The following is a 19,819-nucleotide window of genomic DNA, read 5'->3' on the forward strand; positions in this document are numbered from 1 at the left end:
CGACAGGCGCGACGACGGGCCCCGTACCGCGGCGGGCCGTTCGGCCCCACAGGTCAGGGCGGATGTCCGATGGACCCGACCGCGGGGTTTCAGGAGGACCGGCGGGCTCAGCCCAGGCGCTCGACGAGCGCGTGGTACTCGTCCCACAGCTCCTTGGGCGTGTGGTCGCCGAAGGTGTTGAGGTGCTCGGGGACCAGGGCGGCCTCCTCGCGCCAGACCTTCTTGTCGACGGTGAGGAGGAAGTCGAGGTCGGCCTCGGAGAGGTCCAGGCCCTCGGTGTCGATCGAGCCCTTGGCCGGCAGGATGCCGATCGGGGACTCGACGCCCTCGGCCTTGCCCTCCAGGCGCTCCACGATCCACTTCAGTACGCGGCTGTTCTCGCCGAAGCCGGGCCAGACGAACTTGCCGGCGTCGTTCTTGCGGAACCAGTTCACGTAGTAGATCTTGGGCAGCTTCGACTGGTCGGCCTTGTCCGCGCCGACCTTGACCCAGTGGTTCATGTAGTCGCCCATGTTGTAGCCGCAGAACGGCAGCATGGCGAACGGGTCGCGGCGCAGCTCGCCGACCTTGCCCTCGGCGGCGGCGGTCTTCTCGGAGGCGACGTTGGCGCCGAGGAAGACGCCGTGCTGCCAGTCGAAGGACTCGGTGACCAGCGGGACGGCGGAGGCGCGGCGGCCACCGAAGAGGATGGCCGAGATCGGCACGCCCTTGGGGTCCTCCCACTCGGGCGCGATGATCGGGCACTGTCCGGCGGGGACGGTGAAGCGGGCGTTGGGGTGGGCGGCGGGCGTGGCGGACTCGGGGGTCCAGTCGTTGCCCTTCCAGTCCGTGAGGTGCGCGGGCGCTTCCTCGGTCATGCCCTCCCACCAGACGTCGCCGTCGTCGGTGAGCGCGACGTTGGTGAAGACGGAGTTGCCCCACATGGTCTTCATGGCGTTGGCGTTGGTGTGCTCGCCGGTGCCGGGCGCGACGCCGAAGAAGCCGGCCTCGGGGTTGATCGCGTAGAGCCGGCCGTCCTCGCCGAACCGCATCCAGGCGATGTCGTCGCCGATGGTCTCCACGGTCCAGCCGGGGATGGTCGGCTCCAGCATGGCGAGGTTGGTCTTGCCACAGGCGGACGGGAACGCGGCCGCGACGTACCTGCTCTCCCCACGCGGCGGCGTGAGCTTCAGGATGAGCATGTGCTCGGCGAGCCAGCCCTCGTCGCGGGCCATCACGGAGGCGATGCGCAGGGCGTAGCACTTCTTGCCGAGCAGGGCGTTGCCGCCGTAGCCGGAGCCGTACGACCAGATCTCGCGGTCCTCGGGGAAGTGCGAGATGTACTTCGTGGTGTTGCAGGGCCACGGGACGTCCTGCTCGCCCTCGGCCAGGGGGGCGCCGAGGGTGTGGACGGCCTTCACGAAGAAGCCGTCGGTGCCCAGCTCGTCCAGGACGGCGCGGCCCATGCGGGTCATGGTGCGCATGGCGACGGCGACGTACGCGGAGTCGGTGATCTCGACGCCGATCGCGGAGAGCGGCGAGCCGACGGGGCCCATGCAGAAGGGCACGACGTACATGGTCCGGCCACGCATGGAGCCCCGGAAGACGCCCTGCTCCCCCGTGAAGATCTCCCGCATCTCGGCGGGGTCCTTCCAGTGGTTCGTCGGGCCCGCGTCCTTCTCCTCCTTGGAGCAGATGAACGTGCGGTCCTCGACGCGGGCGACATCGCTCGGGTCGGACGCGGCGTAGTACGAGTTCGGCCGCTTGATCTCGTCCAGCTTGGTGAACGTGCCCTTGGCGACGAGCTCCCCGCACAGGCGCTCGTACTCGGCCTCGGAGCCGTCGCACCAGACCACCCGGTCCGGCTGGGTGATGGCTGCGATCTCGTCGACCCAGGAGATCAGCTCCTGGTGGTGGGTGGGGACAGTGAGGGGAGCCGCGATGTCGCGCGCCACGATCGCTCCTAGTTGAGGGTGTCAGTTGTCTGTAGGCCCCGTGGGGGCTGCGACCCGGATGCTTCGTACCCTTCGAATTCCCCTGGCGCTCATCCGGTGCCGACTGCACTCATTTGATCATCCGACCGATCCGCCCATCTGTCCAGGGGGCCTCACACGTGAGCATCGCCACTCAATTGCGCCCCATATCCACTACCTACGGTGGCGTAGGTAGCATGCGAGTCATGACTGACGTTGCCGCTGACGCCGCGAGCCCGGGCCCCGTCGTACTCGACCCCACCCCCGTCAAACCGAGGATGCGCGGCTGGCTGCACGCCGGAATGTTCCCGGCGGTCGTGATCGCCGGCATCACCCTGATCGCGCTGACCGACAGCACGCTGGGCCGGATCGCCTGCGCCGTCTACATCCTCAGCGCCTGCCTGCTGTTCGGTGTCAGCGCGGTCTACCACCGCGGCACCTGGGGGCCGCGCGGCGAGGCGGTGCTCCGCCGCCTGGACCACGCGAACATCTTCCTGATCATCGCGGGCACCTACACCCCGCTGACGCTGCTCCTGCTCCCCGAGTCCACCGCCCGGCCCCTGCTGTGGGCAGTCTGGGCGGCCGCGGCGGCGGGCATCGCCTTCCGGGTGTTCTGGGTCGGCGCCCCGCGCTGGCTCTACACGCCGTGCTACATCGCGATGGGCTGGGCGGCGGTCTTCTTCCTGCCCGACTTCATGCGGAGCGGGGGCATCGCGGTCCTGGTGCTGGTCATCGTCGGCGGGCTGCTCTACAGCGCGGGCGGCGTGATCTACGGCATCAAGAGGCCGAACCCGTCGCCGCGCTGGTTCGGCTTCCACGAGGTCTTCCACTCACTGACGCTGGCTGCGTTCATCGCGCACTACGTGGGCATCTCGCTGGTGGCGTACCAGCACGGGTGATCGCTGAGGGGTTACGCACGAGGGGCCGGCCGCACGAGACGACCGGCCCCTCAGCGCTGTCCGCTGGCGTCACCCGCCCAGCTTGGCCGCCAGTTCCCGCACGTCCGTGGTCGGCGCGTCGCACACGAAGTGGCGGCAGACGTACGCGGTCGGCTCCCCGCCCACCAGCGGCCGGTCCACCAGCAGCGGGAACTCGGCCCCCGCACCCGGCCCCTGTCCCGCCGCGACGACCGCGCCCGGGGCCCGCCCCAGCAGCGCCGTACGGTGCAGCTCCCCGCCGACCGGCCCCGCCACGGCGACCTCGCGGGGCCCGTCGAGCAGCGCCTCGGCCACCGCGAGCCCCCAGCCGACGAACCGGGGGACGCGCGGGCCCAGCGCCTTCACCACGCCGAGCGCGCCCTCGGCGGCGGTGCGGTGGGCCTCGGACCCGGTGTACGCGGCATAGGAGAGCAGCGCCCCCGCAGCAGCCGTCCACCCGGACGGGGTGGCGCTGTCCGTCGGATCCTGGGGCCGCCGGATGAGCTGCTCGGCGTCATGGGCGGTGTCGTACAACTGACCGCCCTCGCCGGTGAACTGCTCCAGCACGATGTCCAGCAGGAACCCGGCAAACTCCAGCCAGGCCCCCTCCCCCGTCACCGCGGCCAGCGCGAGGAAGCCCTCAGCCACATCGCCGTAGTCCTCCAGCACCCCGGCGTTGTCACCGGCGCGCCCGTCCTTGGACGTACGGGTCAGCCGGGCCACCTCGCCCAGATGCACCCGGACCAGCAGATCGGCGGCCTCGGTGGCCCGCTCCACGAGGTCGGGCCGGTCGAAGTACGCGCCGGTTTCGGCGAGCGCGGCGATGGCGAGCCCGTTCCAGGCGGCGACCACCTTGTCATCCCGCCCCGGGCGCGGCCGCTCCTCACGGGCCGCCAGCAGCCGTGCGCGTACGCCGTCGACGCGCGCGGCGTCCACGGGCCCCGCGTCCCCCGGCAGCCGGAGCACGGAGGCGCCCTCCTCGAAGCTCCCGTCCTCGGTCACCCCGAAGTACGCGGCGGCGAAGGCGGCGTCGTCCTCCCCCAGCACCTCGCGCAACTGGTCGGGCGTCCACACGTAGAACGCCCCCTCGACGTGCTTGCCCCGCGCGTCCTCGCTGTCGGCGTCCAGCGCGGAGGCGAACCCGCCCTCGGCCGTCCGCAGCTCGCGGACCAGGAAGTCGGCGGTCTCCAGGGCGATCCGCCGGGCCTCGTCCGACCCGGTGGCGCGCCACAGGTGGGCGTACACCCGGCACAGCAGCGCGTTGTCGTAGAGCATCTTCTCGAAGTGCGGGACGATCCACTCCCGGTCCACGGAGTAGCGCGCGAACCCGCCGCCGAGCTGGTCGTAGATCCCGCCCCGGGCCATCGCCGAACAGGTGTCGGCGGCCATCTGCAGCGCGCCCTCGGCCCCCGTACGGGCGTAGTGCCGCAGCAGGAACTCCACCGCCATGGCCGGCGGGAACTTGGGCGCGCCCCCGAATCCGCCGTACTGCTCGTCGTACTCCCGGGTGAGCCCGAGCAGCGCCTGAGCGACCTCCGGCTCCCCCGGCACCCCGTCACCTCCGTGGGCCAGCGACCGCCCGGCCAGATCCGCGACGATCCGCCCGGCAACCTCGGCGACCTCCTCGCGCCGATCGGTCCAGGCGGCCACCACGCCTTCCAGAACCTGGTGGAAGGAGGGCGAGCCGTGCCGGGGCTCGGGCGGGAAGTAGGTCCCGAAGTAGAAGGGTTCGGCGTCCGGCGTGAGAAAGACGGTCATCGGCCACCCGCCGTGCCCGGTGGCCGCCTGAACGGCCTCCATGTACACGGCGTCGACGTCGGGCCGCTCCTCGCGGTCGACCTTCACGGGCACGAAGTGCGCGTTGAGATAGGCGGCCACGGTCGCGTCCTCGAACGATTCGTGCGCCATGACGTGGCACCAGTGAATTAGCAGAAGCATAAGTGGCAGGACGCATAGCCCACACTCAAGAGGATGGGCACGTCCCGCCGCTTAGCTTCTTCCATCGCCTCCTCTCCCCATGGCCACCAGTCCACTGGATTGGAGGCGTGCTGGAGTAGGTAGGGCGACTGCTCATTAGCCAGTCGATTCATACCGGCATCGTTGCATGTCCCGGCCCGTCCGACCTACGCTTCCGCAACCTCCGTGTCGAACCCAGCACGCCAGGGGCGTGCCACCCTGCTGGGCCAACGAGGCGGGCGAGACGGGCCGCCTGCCGGAGATGGTCGCGTCGCTGTCGTCCATGCGGCTGGCCGTCCGGCGGCTGGAGCCCGCGGAAATCCGCCGGGCGATCTCCGTGGTGCATCGCGGCGACCGGGCGACCGCCGCGGCACTACGGTGCTCGCCCTGCTGCGGAGTGGGTTCGGGCAGGCAGCGGCACTGTGAGCAACCGCCCAGCACTCCGGACAACCGAAACGGCCCGCCGAATAAGCCGACGGGCCGTCACGAAAAATCGAGGCCAAGGCGGTAAGGGTGAGCCGAAGACACCCACGAGCCGCTGACCTTGGAGTCACGCTTCCCGCCATCGAAGGTCTGCAGCGGTCGGATCGAACATCATCCCGTAACCGTTCGCCAAACAACCCGTCGCCCCTGTGCGGGCACAGCTCAAGCAGTGGTCAACGTGCGTTCTTTGCCGCTCGAGAACGAGATATCCGGGAGCGGGTGAAAGCGTCGATGCAGCCCGCGCCCTTTCCGGGGCGGGTGTTCCAATCACCGATGCGGTCAGCCATCGCTTCAAGGCGCCGATCGCCAGGAGGGGTGGCTATATGGAAGTGGGACTGTTTGAGCGGGTCCAGCTCTCCGCCCCACGCTACGACTTCACCCACGTCGGCAAGAATGTCCTCTACCACTGTCACCGCAAGCTCACTCATGCCGTTGGCGGCCGTACCGCCCAGCGGATAGAGCATAGGCTGAATCGTTACGGCTGTCCCGGACAGGTAATTCGATTCGAAATCCGCCCCCACTGCACGGTCCGTCGTGTGCCCTGCCAGCTCTTCGGGTCGAAGCATGTCGATCTCGTAGGCATAGCGGCGCACAACGTATAGCAGGATGGTCGCAGCTGCGCCCTTCGTGAGCCTGACGTTGAGCTTCGGTACACCCTGCACCTGGTACTGGGTGGTCTCGGCCAGGATATCCCAGCCATTTGCGGACTTTCGCCCGATCCATTCCCTGCCTCCCGGCAGCTTCACTTGCTCGGCACTCGGCAGTGGCTTCGGCCGGGCAGAAGCCTGCGCGGGGCTCCCGCTGGTAGCGAGAGCGAGGCCAGCAGCGGTAGCTGCACCTGCTCCGAGCAAACGTCTACGACTGGTTGTACCGCTCATGAGGAGACCGGTTCCTTTCTGTGAAAAATCGCAAGAGCGATCCGGAACAGAGCAAGGGCGAGAGCGCTGACGGTGAAGGCGGCGAGAACGGCGATCGTGGGGTTCACCCATGCGGGCACCAGACTGACGTGCTCGTTGCATGCGTTGGCCAACGGGAAGACTGATGTGCCATCCGCTCCCGAGCGTTCACGCCACGCCTGGTCGTAGGTGGTGTGATGGGTGAGCTGACAGGTTTCCCGACCATCCAGCCCCCCTGCGAAGACGCCGATCCCCCACACGACGACTGCGCAAACGCCGACTGCCAGGGCGGCACCAATGAGCTCAATAGGCTGCTCGTACCATCGCGATCTAACGCTGCGACGCAGCATCAGTCCTGCCAGGATGGCAGGGCCGAGAGCTGCGAAGACGAGAAGGAACATCAGGACTCGGAACCCATCCTTGCAATGATCGCGTCGGCAAACCCCTGGCAGAAGCTTTGCAGTTTATCGAATCCGCCAGGAAGGTTGGCTAGTACTGTCGGAGATTGCGCCCCGGTTGCCAGGATCAGCGCAGAGCGCGCAACGTTGTACGTTTCGTTCTCCATCGTCAGAGCGTTATATGCCTGGGCCTTGCAGTCTGCTGCCGTGAAAAACCGCTTGTTGAAATACTGCGTGAACCGGGTGCGGTGGCCACCGCCATCGCCATAGTACGCCCGCACGAACTGGTTGATCGGAGTCCCGTCAGCGCAGGCGCGGGCAATCAGGTAGCCGTCGGCGTCTTCGAGCAGGTCCTTGAAGGAGAAGGAAGAAGATATGCCCGGCTTGGCGAGCTTCGCGTCACAGTACGCTTTGCCGGACGCATACTGCTGCTCGTCGTTGCGCCAGTTGGCATAGAAGGTCATAAGGTCGCCGGCCCACCCGGCGATGTCCCCAGCGTTCACGGACTTGGCATTTGCTGGTTGGGCATAGAGCAGGTGGCCGTTAGCGGTGGCCAGCAAGTGCTCGGGGCCCATTTCGTAGCCCGAGACAGGGTCGACGAATTCCTCCTTCACTTTGTGGCCCTTACGCTCGGCGTAGGCGACCCAGTCCCGGTCGTAGGGGCCGATGAGATAGCCCCAGTTATATCCGCCATAGTCTTCGTGGCGGACGAACTCCATTACCAATTGGGATGCGCTGCGGTTGGTGGAGTTGGCAGCCTTGTATTCCTGGGCCGTGGCATACAGTTGATCAATATAGGATATGAAGTCCGCCGCCGGGGAGGCAGCGGTGGCCAGTGAGGACACGCCGGGGTCGCCGCCGTCTTCACGTAGCCGCCACACGGTGTTGTCCAGGTCGATCTTTCCCCCGGCGCCGCCTATCTCGATGCCAGATATCTCCTTGATCTGGTTCAGCGACCAGTTCGCAGGGAGGGGGTAGCCGAGATTCCCGGAGAAGCCCCAGGACATACCTGAAACGAATGAGTATCGGGCGTAGGTCTTGTTGGTGACGTTGATGCACACGTTCCTCGACCCGTACACGCCATGGACGTACTTCTTGCCACGATCGGCCAGGCCGGCTACCACGCCTTGGTAGTACTTCACGACGTAGGGGTCCATTTGATCCTGGGTGGCATCATAGTCGACCGCGAAATAGATGACCGACCCGCGTGGGATACCGAACGTCGTCGCCTTCTCGTGCGCTATCAAAGCGTGCTGGAAACCTGTGGTGTAGGTGTACTCGGTCACATCCCGACCGTGGACCTGCATGATCGGGAAGAATTTCAGACCGGCATTGAGGATGACCTCAAGCTCACCGGGCAGGATCTCCTTCTCGAATTTGGGATCCGGACTGTAAAGGTACCGGCCGACGATCTGGTAGTCGTTATTCTTGAGCCATCTGGCACGGTCAGCATTAATGACGAACCGAGTGTCGGATCCGAAGACCTTGCGATCGGGATTTCCCATGGACACGAGCAGCTGAGACCACGTGTCGTAGTCGCCGTTTCCGGAAGCCGGTAGGTAGGAGAAGCTCTGGAACAACTTCACGTACCTGGTGATCGCCGCGTCGAAAGTGGAGGTGAAGCTGGTCCGCTCCGCGTACTCGCCGACCGGCACCGGTTCATTGAACACGCACGCGGCGGTGAACAGTCGCACCATGATGCCGGTGGCACCTTGGGCAAGCGTGTGGTTTTTCAGGGCGGCCTGGGTGCCGGTCCCGAAGTTTCCATTCGGCGACGCGATGCCCATCTCATACTGGAGAGCAATCACCAAGGATTTTTGCACATCTCGCGAATAGAGTCCGTCGCACGGCCCTATTGAGTAGGCAGACTTTTCCCAGTACAGGCCGTTCAACCATTGCTGAATTCCGCGGATCTTGTCAGTGCCGCCGGCGACCACAACATAGGAGTCCATGGTGAGAAGGGCCTTAAAAACCTTGGCCTGCACCATGCGGTTCCACCCCTCCTGACCCTCTTGCCATATACCCATGTTCTTCTTCATCGACTCAAGTGCGTCGGCGTTGAAGGTGTCCCCGGCTTCTCCCCAATAGCCCTTGCAGAACAAGCCGTAGCGAACGATGTAGGGTATGTTCTTATTGGGCTGGTTCTCTCCGTCGGTAATGCCCTTGAGTGCCTCAAGCTTACTCATCGTGGTCGCCCCGAACGAGGCAACGACCGGGCTGATTCCCAGTTCGTGCTGTAGGCCCATGATCAACGAGTTCATGGTCGACCAGCTGGTCTGACCGTTTTCTGGGCACTTCACGTACCCCGACACGCCAGCATAGGTGGCATTGACCCACTTCTGACCCTCAAGGACCTTCGCATCAGCCACGAGAACCTACCTTCTTTAACTTTGAGTGAGAAATATGTTCGCTCGCTACCATGGTCAACATGGTGCGCGACTCAGCCGACGCGTTGCCCTGAGGCTCAGCCTGGTCAGCCGCCGACGCAGCGGGGCCCGTTATTGTCACGGCCAACAAGACGGCATATTCGAAGAACAAACAATATTCTTTATCAGTCCCCCGTGAAGCAGTCGGGCAGCTCTGATGCAGCGAGAATTATGCGTAAAATTTTCTTGCGACAACGCTCATTGATTTTCACCGACCAGCGGTGGGGTGATGTGTGGCGATTTACCAGTTTTGCCGGTATAAGGTCTACTTTCTCTACCGCCAGACGGAGAGTCTCGGAACTTTCACACATCTCGCGAATGAGGTCACAGGTTATTCACGAGAAGTCGACAAGTCTGTGATCAATCACACAAGGCGCGCAGTTCCACGAGATCTTGGCTCGAATTCGCTGACAGTTACATCGTGCGAGAAAGTGGTGTTTTCACGGAAGAATGGGCAGCCTGCCGAGTGCCCACACCGGGCATTCTGGATAAACGGGCCAATAGGACCGGATGTGAAGCGGCGCGAAATCGCGAGGTCCCGTTTTCCGTGTCGGCAAGGCTGGCCGGAAAATGCCCCTGCCCAACTCTGTCGGGATCTTGGGGTTCCACCGACCGAATTTCTGGTGGTTCAGAATGCTTCGGGCGGTTCGGTGCAGCCCTGTCTTCCTGTGGTGATCAGTCTGCATTCGTCCTCGGTCCGGTGTGATGCCGGCGCTCGCTGCTCGGACCGCTCGGACGAGTCATGCTCACCGGCTGACGTGGAGCCTCCGCTCCAGTGACAACCCAGGAGGGGCTTCAGCACGTGATCGCCGGCAAACTCGATCCAACCGCAGCGCGGGCCACCTCTGGAGAAACTGCCGACGATGGGCACGAGACGGCCGTGCCTTAAGGCGTCAGACCACAGACTATTTGCGCCTGATGACCCAGGGAACGGCTCGCTGGTAGGCGCGGTATGTCAGGAACGGGACACCCTGGCACTCGTAGATCTGGATGATCCAGCGCTTGTGAGTCGCTGCGAGGCCGACGGCTCAATGGCCTGCATGTCCTTACCGTGCGCGAGCTGGATAGGCAAGCAGGCGGACGGCTCAGGCAGGCAGGTTGAGGAGGGCCCAATGGCGACAAGTGCGTAAGAGGCGGCTTGTATCGGAATTGAATGGACAGGTGATACCGATCAGCTCGGTGTTCGCTTCTTGGCTATATCGCGACCACGACCGTTCTGCTCCCTTCGCTGCCCTGAGTTGACTTTTCCAGAAGCCTGCTGCTCAGTCCGCCTCGACTACTCCGTCGGTGTCACTCTCACCCTGTGCGACCTGGAAGACAGAAATGGCGGAAATGCTCCTATAGATCACTGAACGCCAGCTCTCTGGTCGTCGGCTTGATCAACAAACCTGTCCGCATGTGCATTCGATGCGGTACTGTCCGTGCGTCAGGATCACCTGACTGTCACTTTAAGGGGAGAAAGTGAAGACTGTTGTGCGCATGGGGGGCATCTGTGCAGCCCTGCTTGCCGTGACAATGGCTGCGCCTGCCGCCTCCGCGGCCGACCAGGCCGAGTTGAAGAGCAACACCCCGATCGCGACCATGGACGTTAAGGGCGTTCAGGTCGACGAGAAGGCAACGGAAGAAACCAAGCAGGTCATCGCGGCTGAACCCGCGATAGCTGCAGCTGCGGCCAACGTGTGCGGATCTGGCTACACCATCTCTGTCCGGGCTGCCCGTTACGGCACCTATGCCACCGCCTATACCTGGACCAACGGCAAGACAACGGGTGACAGTTACAACGACAAGCCGATCTGTGCCGTGCTCTTCAACGACACCGGCGTCGCGCACTACATGGGTATCCGATTGAAGGACAACTACACCTCCACGCCCGATGTTCAGGACTTCGGTACGTACAGCACCTACGCCGGGCCCGTGTACCAGAACAAGGGCTACTGCGGCGTGGCGTACTCATACATGAAGGTCGGCAGCAACGTGGTCGTCGACAACAACCTTACTGTAGGAGCCTGCAACTAGTGCCAGCCCTCAACTTGCTGCTGCGCCCCGTGTTCTGGGGCGCAGCACTGGTCACAGTCACGCTTGTGGTCACCGCGTGCTCGAACGGCGAGAGCCATCTTCCCGACTCCTCGGTTACTGCCCCGGTCCCTGCCACGTCGAGCAGTGCCCCAAGCGCTTCGACAACACCTGAAGCCAGTCAGGAGCCGTCGCCGGTCATCAGCTACCTGGGGAAGACGAAGGTTGTGACGCTCGGCGACACGGAGGTGCGAGCCACTCGCGATTCGATCGGATTCAGAGTTGCCTGCAACGCCACCAATAGCACTGACTTGAATCGCAACATTAAAGTTACTGTCAGCATAGGCAACGGAACGGACTGGGTGCAAACCACCAATTTTGAATTCAAACAAATTGCGCCAGGTCAAATTGGCAGAGAGTCCGTACTCATGGGAGATGCCTACGAAGGCGCCTTGCCGGATGATCCGAAGATCTACATCGATTCAGTCATCTACTACTGAGAACGGTGTGGATCCGAAACGCTTTGAGTTCAGGCTCGTCGATGATGTGTGAGTGATCGAGTGGGGGGACGTGGTCGCCGAACGCGGGTGAGGTGGCGCGCGGTGGCCGGGACGCACTGCTGTCGTGCCCGTGAGGCCGCCGTGTGGGCGAGCACCAGGTCCTGTGCGAGGCCGAGCAGGCCGCTGCGCGGCAGGCTATCCTTGATCACACCCCCTCTGACCTGGGGCTTTCGGGTCAGCTGTGGACGCGGGGGCAAATGGGCGAGCTGATCTTAAAGCTGTACGGGGCCCGGTTCACCGAGCACGGGGTGGGCAAGTACCTCAGGCGCTGGGGGCTGACCTTCCAGCGTCCGAACAAGCGGGCTGTCGAGCAGGATCCGGAAGCGGTCCGCATCGGGCGCGAGGAGACCTGGCCGGCGATCCGGGCCAGGGCGAAGGCGGAGAACGCCGAGGTTCTCCTCGGTGACCAGGTCGGGATCCGCTCGGACCAGGCCACCAGCCGCACCTGGCGCGCCCAAGGCTCCACCCCCATCGTCCGCCGGACCGGGAACCGGTTCTCCGTGAACGCGATGTCCGCGATCAGCACCCGCGGCCGGATGCACTTCATGGTCTTCACCGAGTCGTTCGACGCGAAGATGATGTGCCGCTTCCTGGACCGGCTCGCTCCGTACTCGTACACCAGGTGAACGCCCCGGTAGCCAGAGTCGCGTGGCCCCGGTTCATCACGTAAGTAGTCGTAAACCTTCTTGATGTGGTTCTTGCTCCGTGGCATGTCCGCCAGGACTCTGACCAAATCTTCCACCTCGGCGACGGGGTCGAGGACCACCCGGCAGCCCCCAAGTCCTGCATGGTGGTCACACTCATCGTGGGATGGCGCTTCAGCTTGTCCAGGATCGTAGGCAGGCGCTTCCGGCGCTCGGCCACAACGGCGTTCGGGTTCACGTCGAGTGCTCGCTGCCACACGGTCCCGGTCACCGCGTTCAGAGAAAATGCGTGGGCGAAACGGTAGTTGCTCAGGACGTCCCGCGCCTTCCTGATCTCCTCGGGCGTGCCCGTCCCCTTACCGATCGTCCGGCTATCGCGTCGGACGCGGTTGTTCGAGTTCTCAGGGACACCCACTTCTTCATGGTCGCGACCGTGCAGCGCCGCACCGACGCGCGCCTGCGGTTATCGCCGCGGCCGACGCGGCCCTCTCCGGAGATCGAGGAGACCGTCCGGCGGCTACCGGTCGATACGGACGCACGGCCGTCAAGATCTCATCTCTCCGGATATCGACGCCATACCGCTCGACGGTGTGGCGCCGCCAGCCGAGCCGATGGGCCATACAGTCAAGACTGTGGCCTGCGCCGATGAGTCCGTGAAACAGGGCGTAATGCTGGCGAGCCTTCCGCTTTCTGTGCGGTGACGTGCCTATTAAGGAGCCGCTTCCGCCAAAAGATCCTAGGCACCAGAATTAGCTGTCCGAGATCGGACACCTACATATGCTCCCGGACAGGTGGTGGGACCTCGGGCTACGAACGCAGCACTCTCCAGCTACCTGGATCTACACATTTAACAGTGGCATCAGTGGCAGCTGGCGTACCCCACGCTGAGTAGCACCGGCACATCCCGCTTCCTCGCCTCCTCGAACGCCTCGGGCGGCCAAGGCCACCAGTCGACGGGATCGTCGGCGTGCTGGAGGAAATACGGGGAGGTGGTCTGCGCAAGTCGGTTGGCCATGCCCCCAATCCTCGCGACCCTCGTCCCCGCGACGCCCCCGCGCCACGGGGAAGGGGCGCGCGGCCGATCTAGCAGGACGGCCACCGGGGTCCCGATCATCTGCACGTGTCTGCGGCGAACTCGGGCGCTTCGTCCTTCGGTACGTGTGCGGCCCGGTACGGGCTGATGGTCTCCGGCCGTACGAGGACGAAGGCGGACAGGACCGCCACGGCTCCGGAGGCGCAGGTCAGCAGGAAGGCGCTGAAGTATCCGGAGTGCCGGGCCAGCTGTCCCGCCGTCAGTGCGGCCGCGCCCTGGGCGGCGATGAGACCGCTGCCGAGGAGCGTCATCGCCTCCCCCCAACCGCGCCGTCGGGGCCACGTGTTCCGCGAGGGTGAAAACCGCAATGAGATGCGGCGCCACAGCGAACCCGATGCCGACGACGGCGGCGGTCGCGCCGATGAGGCTGTCGACGGCGAGGAGGGGGAGCAGGAGGACGGTCTGCGCGGCGATGGCGACGCGGAGCTGGAGCGTGAGGTCCAGGGCGCCGGGCCGCATCGTGATTGCCAGGCCGGTCAGCACGCTCGTCACCGCCATGGCGCCCCAGACCAGGCCGCCCATTCCGGTGTCGCCGAGGTGCGCGGACAAAGCGCTGGAGCCCGCGTTGGCGCTGCCCAGGATCATGCCCTGGAGAAGCGCCTTGGCGAAGAGTGCGATCAGCGCGGGATGCAGAAGCCGTACCGGGGCGGAGGCACGGGCGGGTGTCCCCGGTGGCGCAGTGGGATGAAGGGCGAAGAGGGTGCCGAACACCGCCATGACCATCCCGGCGAGGACCAGTCCGGCAGCCGGATGGATCAGGACGACCGTCACCCCGGCGAGCGCCGGTCCGGCCATGAAGCCGAGTTCGTCGACGGTCGTGTCGAAGGAGAGCGCCCGCCGCGTCGACTCCCGTGCGTATGAAGAACTTTCGCATCGGTGGGTTCCGTCAGGACGATCCATCGGGTGCGGGAGAGCGGCCCGATCTGCGGCACCGTGACGCCGACGACGGCCGCGAGCGCCGCCTGAACGATGAGCGGCATCGACGCCAGGGCCGACACGACGAAGAGCGCGATGGCCGCGGCGTTGGCAAGGGACGCCGCCAGGATGACCGGGCGATGGCCGCGGCGGTCGGCGTGGCGTCCGAGGAACGGTCCGCCCACGGCCTGGCCCGTCCACAGCATCCCGGCGGCGATTCCCGCCGTGCCGATGCTGTTGAGCTCCGTCAGCATCAGGAGGGTGGCGATGGGGCAGATCGCGGCGATCAGGCGTGCCGCGAAGGAGATCCCGGGCAGGGCGGGGCCCGCGATCCGGGTAACTGTGCGCACACTGGCAACGCTGGCACCTGATCATTTCCCGTCGTCGTGCGGAGGGACGCGCGGCCGCGGTCCGGCGACCGTAACCACACCGAGCCCCCCACGGGGCGCCTCGGACGGGCGCGATCTCACACCGCGGACACCTTGGGATGAGGCGACGAATCCCGCCCGGTCACCGTCGTAGGTACTGTTCCTGTCGCGCGTTGCACGTAGGGTTCCTGCCGCGCCTCTCCCGGCCGGATGCCGGCCCTTGCCCTGCGCCCCTCGCGCCGGAGCGCGCCACGCAGGACACTTGACCCCGACGCTTGATATCCGACGCTTGGTATCTGACGCTCCGGAACCCGAGGTCCGGAGCGCGGCACTCGGAGGGGGACACATATGCGGGACAGCCATCGGGCGGAAGCCGAGAGGCTGTTGGTGCGCGCCGTGGAGGAGGAGGCGCGGCGTACCGGCGGGCGGAGTGATGCCGGTGCGCTGATGTCGCGGGCGCGGGCGGCGCTCGACACCATGGCCGCCAGTGCGGGTGAGGAGTACGCCGCGTACACGCAGGCGCTGGACTCGGCGGCGGCGGGTGACCGTCCGCTCGCGGAGCGCTTCAGCAGAGCGACGCTCGGAACGCCCCTGCTGGTGACGGGGGTTGCCGCGGCCGCCGCGTTCGGCGCGGACCTGGCGCTCGGGGCCAACACCGGCCTGGCGTTCGGCGCGGGCGCGGCCGTCGCGGTGGCCGGTACGGCGACGACCGTGGCGAAGGTGACCGCCTCGCACTGGCCCGCCGCCCACCGCCGCGCCGCGGCGGCCGGGCAGCCGGGCGGGGCCGAGCAGTTGCGGCTCCAGTGGCTGACCGCACTGGAGGTGCGGGGCATCCGCCCGTATCTGGACCAGCAGCGCATGCTGACGCCCGCCAAGCGCGCCCCGAAGAAGCAGACCGCCCCGGTGGTGAAGCAGTTGCGCGGCGGCGACCGCAGCGCGGCGGCCCGCACCCGGGTGGTGCTGGAGCAGTCGTTCGGCCATCTCCCACAGGCCGAGGGGCCGTTCACGGGTCGGCGGGCCGAGCTGGCGCAGGTCGCCCAGTGGGTCCACGCGGCCCGCGCCTCCACCCGGACCCGGCCGACCGTGGTCGTGCTGCACGGTGAGCCGGGTTCGGGGCGGACCGCGCTCGCGGTGCGGGCGGCCCATGCGCTCAAGGACCAGTTCCGGGGCGCGTGTGTGGTCGATCTGCGCGGCCAGGTGGCGGGAGAGAGCCCGCTGCCGACCCGGGACGCCCTGCTGCACCTGCTGAACCGGCTGGGCGCGCCGCGCGAGCAACTGCTCTTCCGGGAAGGCGCGTCGGCGGAGCAGCAGGTGCGGCGGCTCGGCGAGCTGTACCACCAGCACCTCACGGGGACGCCGGTCACGATCGTGCTGGACGACGCGACGGACGCCGGGCAGGTGCGCACCCTGGTGCCGGAGCGCTCGGACAGTCTGGTGATCGTCACCGCCCGGGAGCCGCTGGAGCTGCCCGATGACCTGCCGGCCTGGGTGCACCACCTGCCGGTCGGCCCGCTGGACGCGGCGGGCGCGGAGGAGCTGCTGCGCGAGGTCGCCGAGGAGGAGGAGACCGGGCCGTACGACTACCCGTCGACGGACACGATCGCTGAGCTGTGCGGCGGGCTGCCGCTGGCGCTGCGGGTGGCCGGTTCCGCGCTCGGGGCCCGTAGCCGGCACACGCTGGCGGAGGACCTCGGTGCGTACGGGCCGGTGGCCCCGGTGGAGCGGGCCCTGTGGCTGCGCTACACCGACCAGGGCGATCAGGCCCGGCGGCTGCTGCGGCGGCTCGCGCTCGCGGGCCGGGCGAGCCTGGGGGCGGCAGCGGCGGCCTCGCTGCTCTCCGCCGACGAGCAGGAGGCGGAGCGGCTGCTGACCGCGCTGGCCCGGGCCGGGCTGCTCACCCGCGTACGGGGGTCGCGCTACCGGCTGCACGACCTGGTGCGGGCCTTCGCGCTGGCCCGGCTGCTGGACGAGGAGGAGCCGGCCGAGCGGACGGCCGCGCAGGAGCGGCTGCTGACGAACTACGCGGAGCTGGCCGACGCGGTGATCCGGATGGTCGACGGGAAGATGTCGACCCGGGCCGGGCAGTTCGGCTCGCACGGTTTCGGGTCGCTCGACGCGGCGCTGCGCTGGCTGGACGACGAGTCGAGTTTCATCACCTCCGCGCTGCGGCACGCGGAGGGCGTCGACCAGGCCACGGTGCTGCATCTGCTGGGCGCGCTGTGCGACTACTGCCTGCTGCGCGGCGACCTGTACCGCCTGGGTGAGATCAGCGAGCTGTCGCAGGCGGTGGACCAGGGGCTGCTGGAGCGCTCGGTGCAGTGGCGTACGGGGATCGCGGCCCGGCAGCTCGGCGAGCTGGACAAGGCCCGCACCACGCTGTCCTCCGTCGTCGGGCTCTACCACGAGGCGCAGAACGACGCGGGCGAGGCGCTGGCGCTGTGCTCGCTCGGGATCACCCTGCACCACCAGGGCAATCTGTCGGAGGCGGCGGCCCGGCTGGAGGAGGCGCTGGCGCTGCAGTCCTCCGAGGCGCAGGCCGAGGACCGGGCCTGGTCGCTGCACGCGCTGGCCGCCGTGGAGCGGGACCGGGGCGACCTGCCGAGGGCGCTCGCGCTGCTGGACGACGCGCTGCGGCTGCACCGGGAGGGCGAGTCGCTGCACGGCGAGGCGTGGACGCAGTTCCAGTTGGGCCAGGTGCGGCTGCGCACGGGCGAGGTCGTCCCGGCCGAGGAGGCCCTGAGCACCGCCCTGGAGCTGTACGGGCGCACCCGCGACGGGCGCGGTGAGGCGTGGGCGATCACCCAGCTGGCCCGGGCCCGGCTGCTGGACGGCGATCCGGCGGCCGCCCTGGAGCAGTTGCGCGAGGCGCTGGCCCGGCACCGGGACAACGAGGACGCGCGCGGTGAGGCGTGGACCCTGTACTACCTGGGTCAGGCGCTGGAGGAGGACGGGGACACCGATCAGGCGGTGCGTGAGCTGGAGCGGGCCCGCACGATGTTCTCCCGGATGCGGGACGTGTACGGGCTGGCGTGCGCCCGGCACCATTCGGGCCGGGTGACCCGGGACCAGCGGGCCGCGCAGACGGGCAACCTGCGCAATTCGGGGTTCGCCCGGCAGCTGCTGATGGACGCGCGGGCCGATTTCCGGCGGATCAAGGTGCCGTACGGGGAGGCGTGGGCGTGCGTGGAGCTGGCGTTGATCGACGCGGGCAACGGGCGGGCCCCTCAGGCGCTGGAGCTGTGCGGCGAGGCGGCGGAGCTGTTCGCCTCGTACGGGGACGAGCGGGGCGGCGACTGGGCCCGGTTCCTGCGCTGCACGCTGCTGCCGTACGCCTCGCCCGGGGGCATCGAGGTGGGCACGGTGGTGGCCCAGCAGGAGCTGGCCGAGCTGATCGAGGCCCGGCACCCGGCGCGGGACGGCAAGCTGGAGCAGTCGGCGGCGGCTTTCGCGGTGGCGCTGGAGCGGGGCGTGGACCTGGAGGACGGCTGGCAGGCGTGGCGGCTCGGGCTGACCCCGACCCGCGGCGCCGGCCAGATCATGGGCGTGGCGGTGGAGCCGGCCCGACCGTGACCGTACGGGCGTCGCCGAGCCGCGCGGCCGTGACCGTACGGGCGTCCCCGGCCCGGCGATGACCGTACGCGCGTCGCCGCCCCGGCCGTGATCCCGCGCGTCGCCGAGCCGCGCGGCCGTGACCGTACGGGCGTCCCCGGCCCGGCCATGACCGTACGCGCGTCGCCTGCCCGGCCGTGACCGTACGGGCGTCGCCTGCCCGGCCATGACCGTACGCGCGTCGCCGCCCCGGCCGTGATCCCGCGCGGCGCCGAGCCCCGCGGTCATGACCGTGCGGGGTGGGGAGAACGGGAGCGAGGCGTCCGGCGAACCGGCCGGACGCCCCTCCCGTTTCCGTACGCGCGGAGCCGGCGCGCTACTTGCCGGGCGAGGCCGCCTTGTCCCCGGCGGGCTCGGCCGACTTCGCGTCCGGGTCGGGGGCTTCCTCGAAGTTCACCCGGCCCATGTGGCGGTTCATCGACTTCATCAGGGCCCACACGCCGACGGCGAGCGCCGCGAAGACGAGGAAGCCGAGGACGCCGGGAGTGACCTTGTTCTTGTCGAGCTCTTCGGCGGCGAGCGGGACGAGGTGCGTCAGTGCCTGGGTCGCGTACATATCAGGCATTGTCGCGGATGCCCGCGAAGAGGTCGCTCTCGGGGAGGGAGGTATCGACGAGAGACTTCGCCAGCTCGTACTCCTCGGTCGGCCAGACCTCGCGCTGCACGTCCATCGGAACCCGGAACCAGCCGCCCTCGGGGTCGATCTGCGTGGCGTGCGCGATGAGCGCCTTGTCGCGGATCTCGAAGAAGTCGTCGCAGGGGATGTGCGTGGTCAGGGTGCGTTCGACACGCTCGAACTCCTTCCAGCGCTCCAGCCACTCGCCGTACGGGGACTCCAGACCGCGGGCCAGGAGCGCCTCGTGCAGGGCGACGGTGCGCGGTCGGTTGAAGCCCTGGTTGTAGTAGAGCTTCCGCGGCGTCCAGACCGGGCCGAACTCGTCCTCGGGGAAGCGCTCCGCGTCGGCCGCACCGTCGAACGCGATCATCGAGACCGTGTGCGTCATGATGTGGTCGGGGTGCGGGTAGCCGCCGTTCTCGTCGTACGTGGTGATGACCTGCGGCCGGAACGCGCGGATCTTCGCCACCAGGCGCCCCGCAGCGACCTCGGGGTCCTCCAGGGCGAAGCAGCCCTCGGGGAGCGGCGGCAGCGGGTCGCCCTCGGGCAGCCCCGAGTCGACGAAGCCGAGCCACTCCTGCTGGACGCCCAGGATCTCCCGGGCCTCGTCCATCTCCTTCTTGCGCACCTCGTGGATGTTCTTCTCGATGTACGCGTCGCCCTGGAGCTTCGGGTTGAGGATGGAGCCGCGCTCGCCTCCCGTGCAGGTCACGACCAGCACGTCCACCCCCTCGGACACGTACTTGGCCATGGTGGCCGCGCCCTTGCTCGACTCGTCGTCGGGGTGGGCGTGAACGGCCATCAGTCGCAGCTGCTCAGTCAAAGCTCGATCCTCAGTCATTGGTCGCTCTGGTCGATCATGGGTCGCTCCGGCTCCCCGCCGGGGAGGCGCCGGCCCGCGTGACACCGGTGTGGGGCGCGGTCGGGTGACGGGCGGGCGGCTTCTATAGTGACTGAACGAGGGGCCGGAAAA

The 19,819-nt window shown here is 67.4% G+C and carries 12 protein-coding genes and 3 pseudogenes; 5 read left to right on the forward strand and 10 right to left on the reverse strand.

Annotated features, from left to right (window positions below; all coding sequences use genetic code 11):
* Window positions 1-107: 107 nt before the first annotated feature.
* Complete coding sequence (locus ACFWRV_RS16595) at window positions 108-1,934, reverse strand: phosphoenolpyruvate carboxykinase (GTP) (protein ID WP_384334667.1); 1,827 nt, start codon at window positions 1,932-1,934, stop codon at window positions 108-110.
* 224 nt (window positions 1,935-2,158) lie between these two features.
* On the opposite strand from ACFWRV_RS16595, the gene ACFWRV_RS16600 reads away from it, so the two are divergent.
* Complete coding sequence (locus ACFWRV_RS16600) at window positions 2,159-2,851, forward strand: hemolysin III family protein (protein WP_384334670.1); 693 nt, start codon at window positions 2,159-2,161, stop codon at window positions 2,849-2,851.
* A 69-nt stretch (window positions 2,852-2,920) separates the two neighbouring features.
* Here the strand turns inward: ACFWRV_RS16600 and ACFWRV_RS16605 are convergent.
* The 4 genes and pseudogenes from ACFWRV_RS16605 to ACFWRV_RS16620 all read right to left on the reverse strand — a co-directional run bounded on the left by ACFWRV_RS16605 (window position 2,921) and on the right by ACFWRV_RS16620 (window position 8,971).
* Window positions 2,921-4,959 (reverse strand): annotated as a pseudogene (locus ACFWRV_RS16605) (thioredoxin domain-containing protein).
* Window positions 4,960-5,481: 522 nt separating this feature from the next.
* On the reverse strand, window positions 5,482-6,054 hold the full coding sequence (locus ACFWRV_RS16610) for a hypothetical protein (protein WP_384334673.1): 573 nt from the start codon (window positions 6,052-6,054) through the stop codon (window positions 5,482-5,484).
* A 128-nt stretch (window positions 6,055-6,182) separates the two neighbouring features.
* Window positions 6,183-6,605 (reverse strand): hypothetical protein, encoded by a 423-nt coding sequence (locus ACFWRV_RS16615; RefSeq protein WP_384334676.1) that lies wholly within the window; start codon window positions 6,603-6,605, stop codon window positions 6,183-6,185.
* On the reverse strand, window positions 6,605-8,971 hold the full coding sequence (locus tag ACFWRV_RS16620; RefSeq protein ID WP_384334679.1) for a glycoside hydrolase domain-containing protein: 2,367 nt from the start codon (window positions 8,969-8,971) through the stop codon (window positions 6,605-6,607). The genes ACFWRV_RS16615 and ACFWRV_RS16620 overlap by 1 nt, the downstream gene beginning before the upstream one ends.
* 1,518 nt (window positions 8,972-10,489) lie before the next feature.
* Here ACFWRV_RS16620 and ACFWRV_RS16625 point away from each other — a divergent pair.
* From ACFWRV_RS16625 to ACFWRV_RS16635, 3 genes and pseudogenes are all read left to right on the forward strand, one after another.
* Window positions 10,490-11,044, forward strand: coding sequence for a hypothetical protein (locus ACFWRV_RS16625; RefSeq protein ID WP_384334682.1), 555 nt, complete (start codon window positions 10,490-10,492; stop codon window positions 11,042-11,044).
* Window positions 11,044-11,541 carry a hypothetical protein gene (locus tag ACFWRV_RS16630; protein WP_384334685.1) on the forward strand — a complete coding sequence of 166 codons (498 nt, stop codon included), beginning with the start codon at window positions 11,044-11,046 and terminating at the stop codon, window positions 11,539-11,541. The genes ACFWRV_RS16625 and ACFWRV_RS16630 overlap by 1 nt, the downstream gene beginning before the upstream one ends.
* Before the next feature lie 101 nt (window positions 11,542-11,642).
* Window positions 11,643-12,203 (forward strand): annotated as a pseudogene (locus ACFWRV_RS16635) (winged helix-turn-helix domain-containing protein); the annotation flags it as partial.
* A 904-nt stretch (window positions 12,204-13,107) separates the two neighbouring features.
* Here ACFWRV_RS16635 and ACFWRV_RS16640 read toward each other — a convergent pair.
* From ACFWRV_RS16640 to ACFWRV_RS16650, 3 genes and pseudogenes are all read right to left on the reverse strand, one after another.
* Window positions 13,108-13,260 (reverse strand): annotated as a pseudogene (locus tag ACFWRV_RS16640) (DUF255 domain-containing protein); the annotation flags it as partial.
* Window positions 13,261-13,355: 95 nt separating this feature from the next.
* Window positions 13,356-13,589 carry a hypothetical protein gene (locus ACFWRV_RS16645; RefSeq protein WP_384334687.1) on the reverse strand — a complete coding sequence of 78 codons (234 nt, stop codon included), beginning with the start codon at window positions 13,587-13,589 and terminating at the stop codon, window positions 13,356-13,358.
* 516 nt (window positions 13,590-14,105) lie between these two features.
* Window positions 14,106-14,603 carry a hypothetical protein gene (locus ACFWRV_RS16650; protein WP_384334690.1) on the reverse strand — a complete coding sequence of 166 codons (498 nt, stop codon included), beginning with the start codon at window positions 14,601-14,603 and terminating at the stop codon, window positions 14,106-14,108.
* 366 nt (window positions 14,604-14,969) lie between these two features.
* Between ACFWRV_RS16650 and ACFWRV_RS16655 the strand changes: the two genes are divergently transcribed.
* Entirely contained in the window at window positions 14,970-18,191 is a 3,222-nt protein-coding gene (locus ACFWRV_RS16655) for a tetratricopeptide repeat protein (RefSeq protein WP_384334693.1), read from the forward strand.
* Window positions 18,192-18,546: 355 nt separating this feature from the next.
* Here ACFWRV_RS16655 and ACFWRV_RS16660 read toward each other — a convergent pair whose 3' ends face one another.
* Window positions 18,547-18,786 (reverse strand): hypothetical protein, encoded by a 240-nt coding sequence (locus ACFWRV_RS16660; RefSeq protein ID WP_384334696.1) that lies wholly within the window; start codon window positions 18,784-18,786, stop codon window positions 18,547-18,549.
* Between the two features lies 1 nt (window position 18,787).
* A complete protein-coding gene (gene mca / locus ACFWRV_RS16665) occupies window positions 18,788-19,669 on the reverse strand; it encodes a mycothiol conjugate amidase Mca (protein WP_384334699.1) in 882 nt (293 codons plus the stop codon).
* Window positions 19,670-19,819: the final 150 nt, after the last annotated feature.

The sequence above is a fragment of the Streptomyces sp. NPDC058576 genome (assembly GCF_042718715.1).
In the GTDB taxonomy this organism is placed as follows: Bacteria; Actinomycetota; Actinomycetes; order Streptomycetales; family Streptomycetaceae; genus Streptomyces.

Coding starts and splice junctions, on each gene's coding strand:
- ACFWRV_RS16600 (WP_384334670.1), top strand. CDS start 2,159: ATGACTGACGTTGCCGCTGACGCCGCGAGCCCGGGCCCCGTCGTACTC.
- ACFWRV_RS16615 (WP_384334676.1), bottom strand. CDS start 6,605: ATGTTCCTTCTCGTCTTCGCAGCTCTCGGCCCTGCCATCCTGGCAGGA.
- ACFWRV_RS16645 (WP_384334687.1), bottom strand. CDS start 13,589: ATGACGCTCCTCGGCAGCGGTCTCATCGCCGCCCAGGGCGCGGCCGCA.
- ACFWRV_RS16655 (WP_384334693.1), top strand. CDS start 14,970: ATGCGGGACAGCCATCGGGCGGAAGCCGAGAGGCTGTTGGTGCGCGCC.
- ACFWRV_RS16660 (WP_384334696.1), bottom strand. CDS start 18,786: ATGTACGCGACCCAGGCACTGACGCACCTCGTCCCGCTCGCCGCCGAA.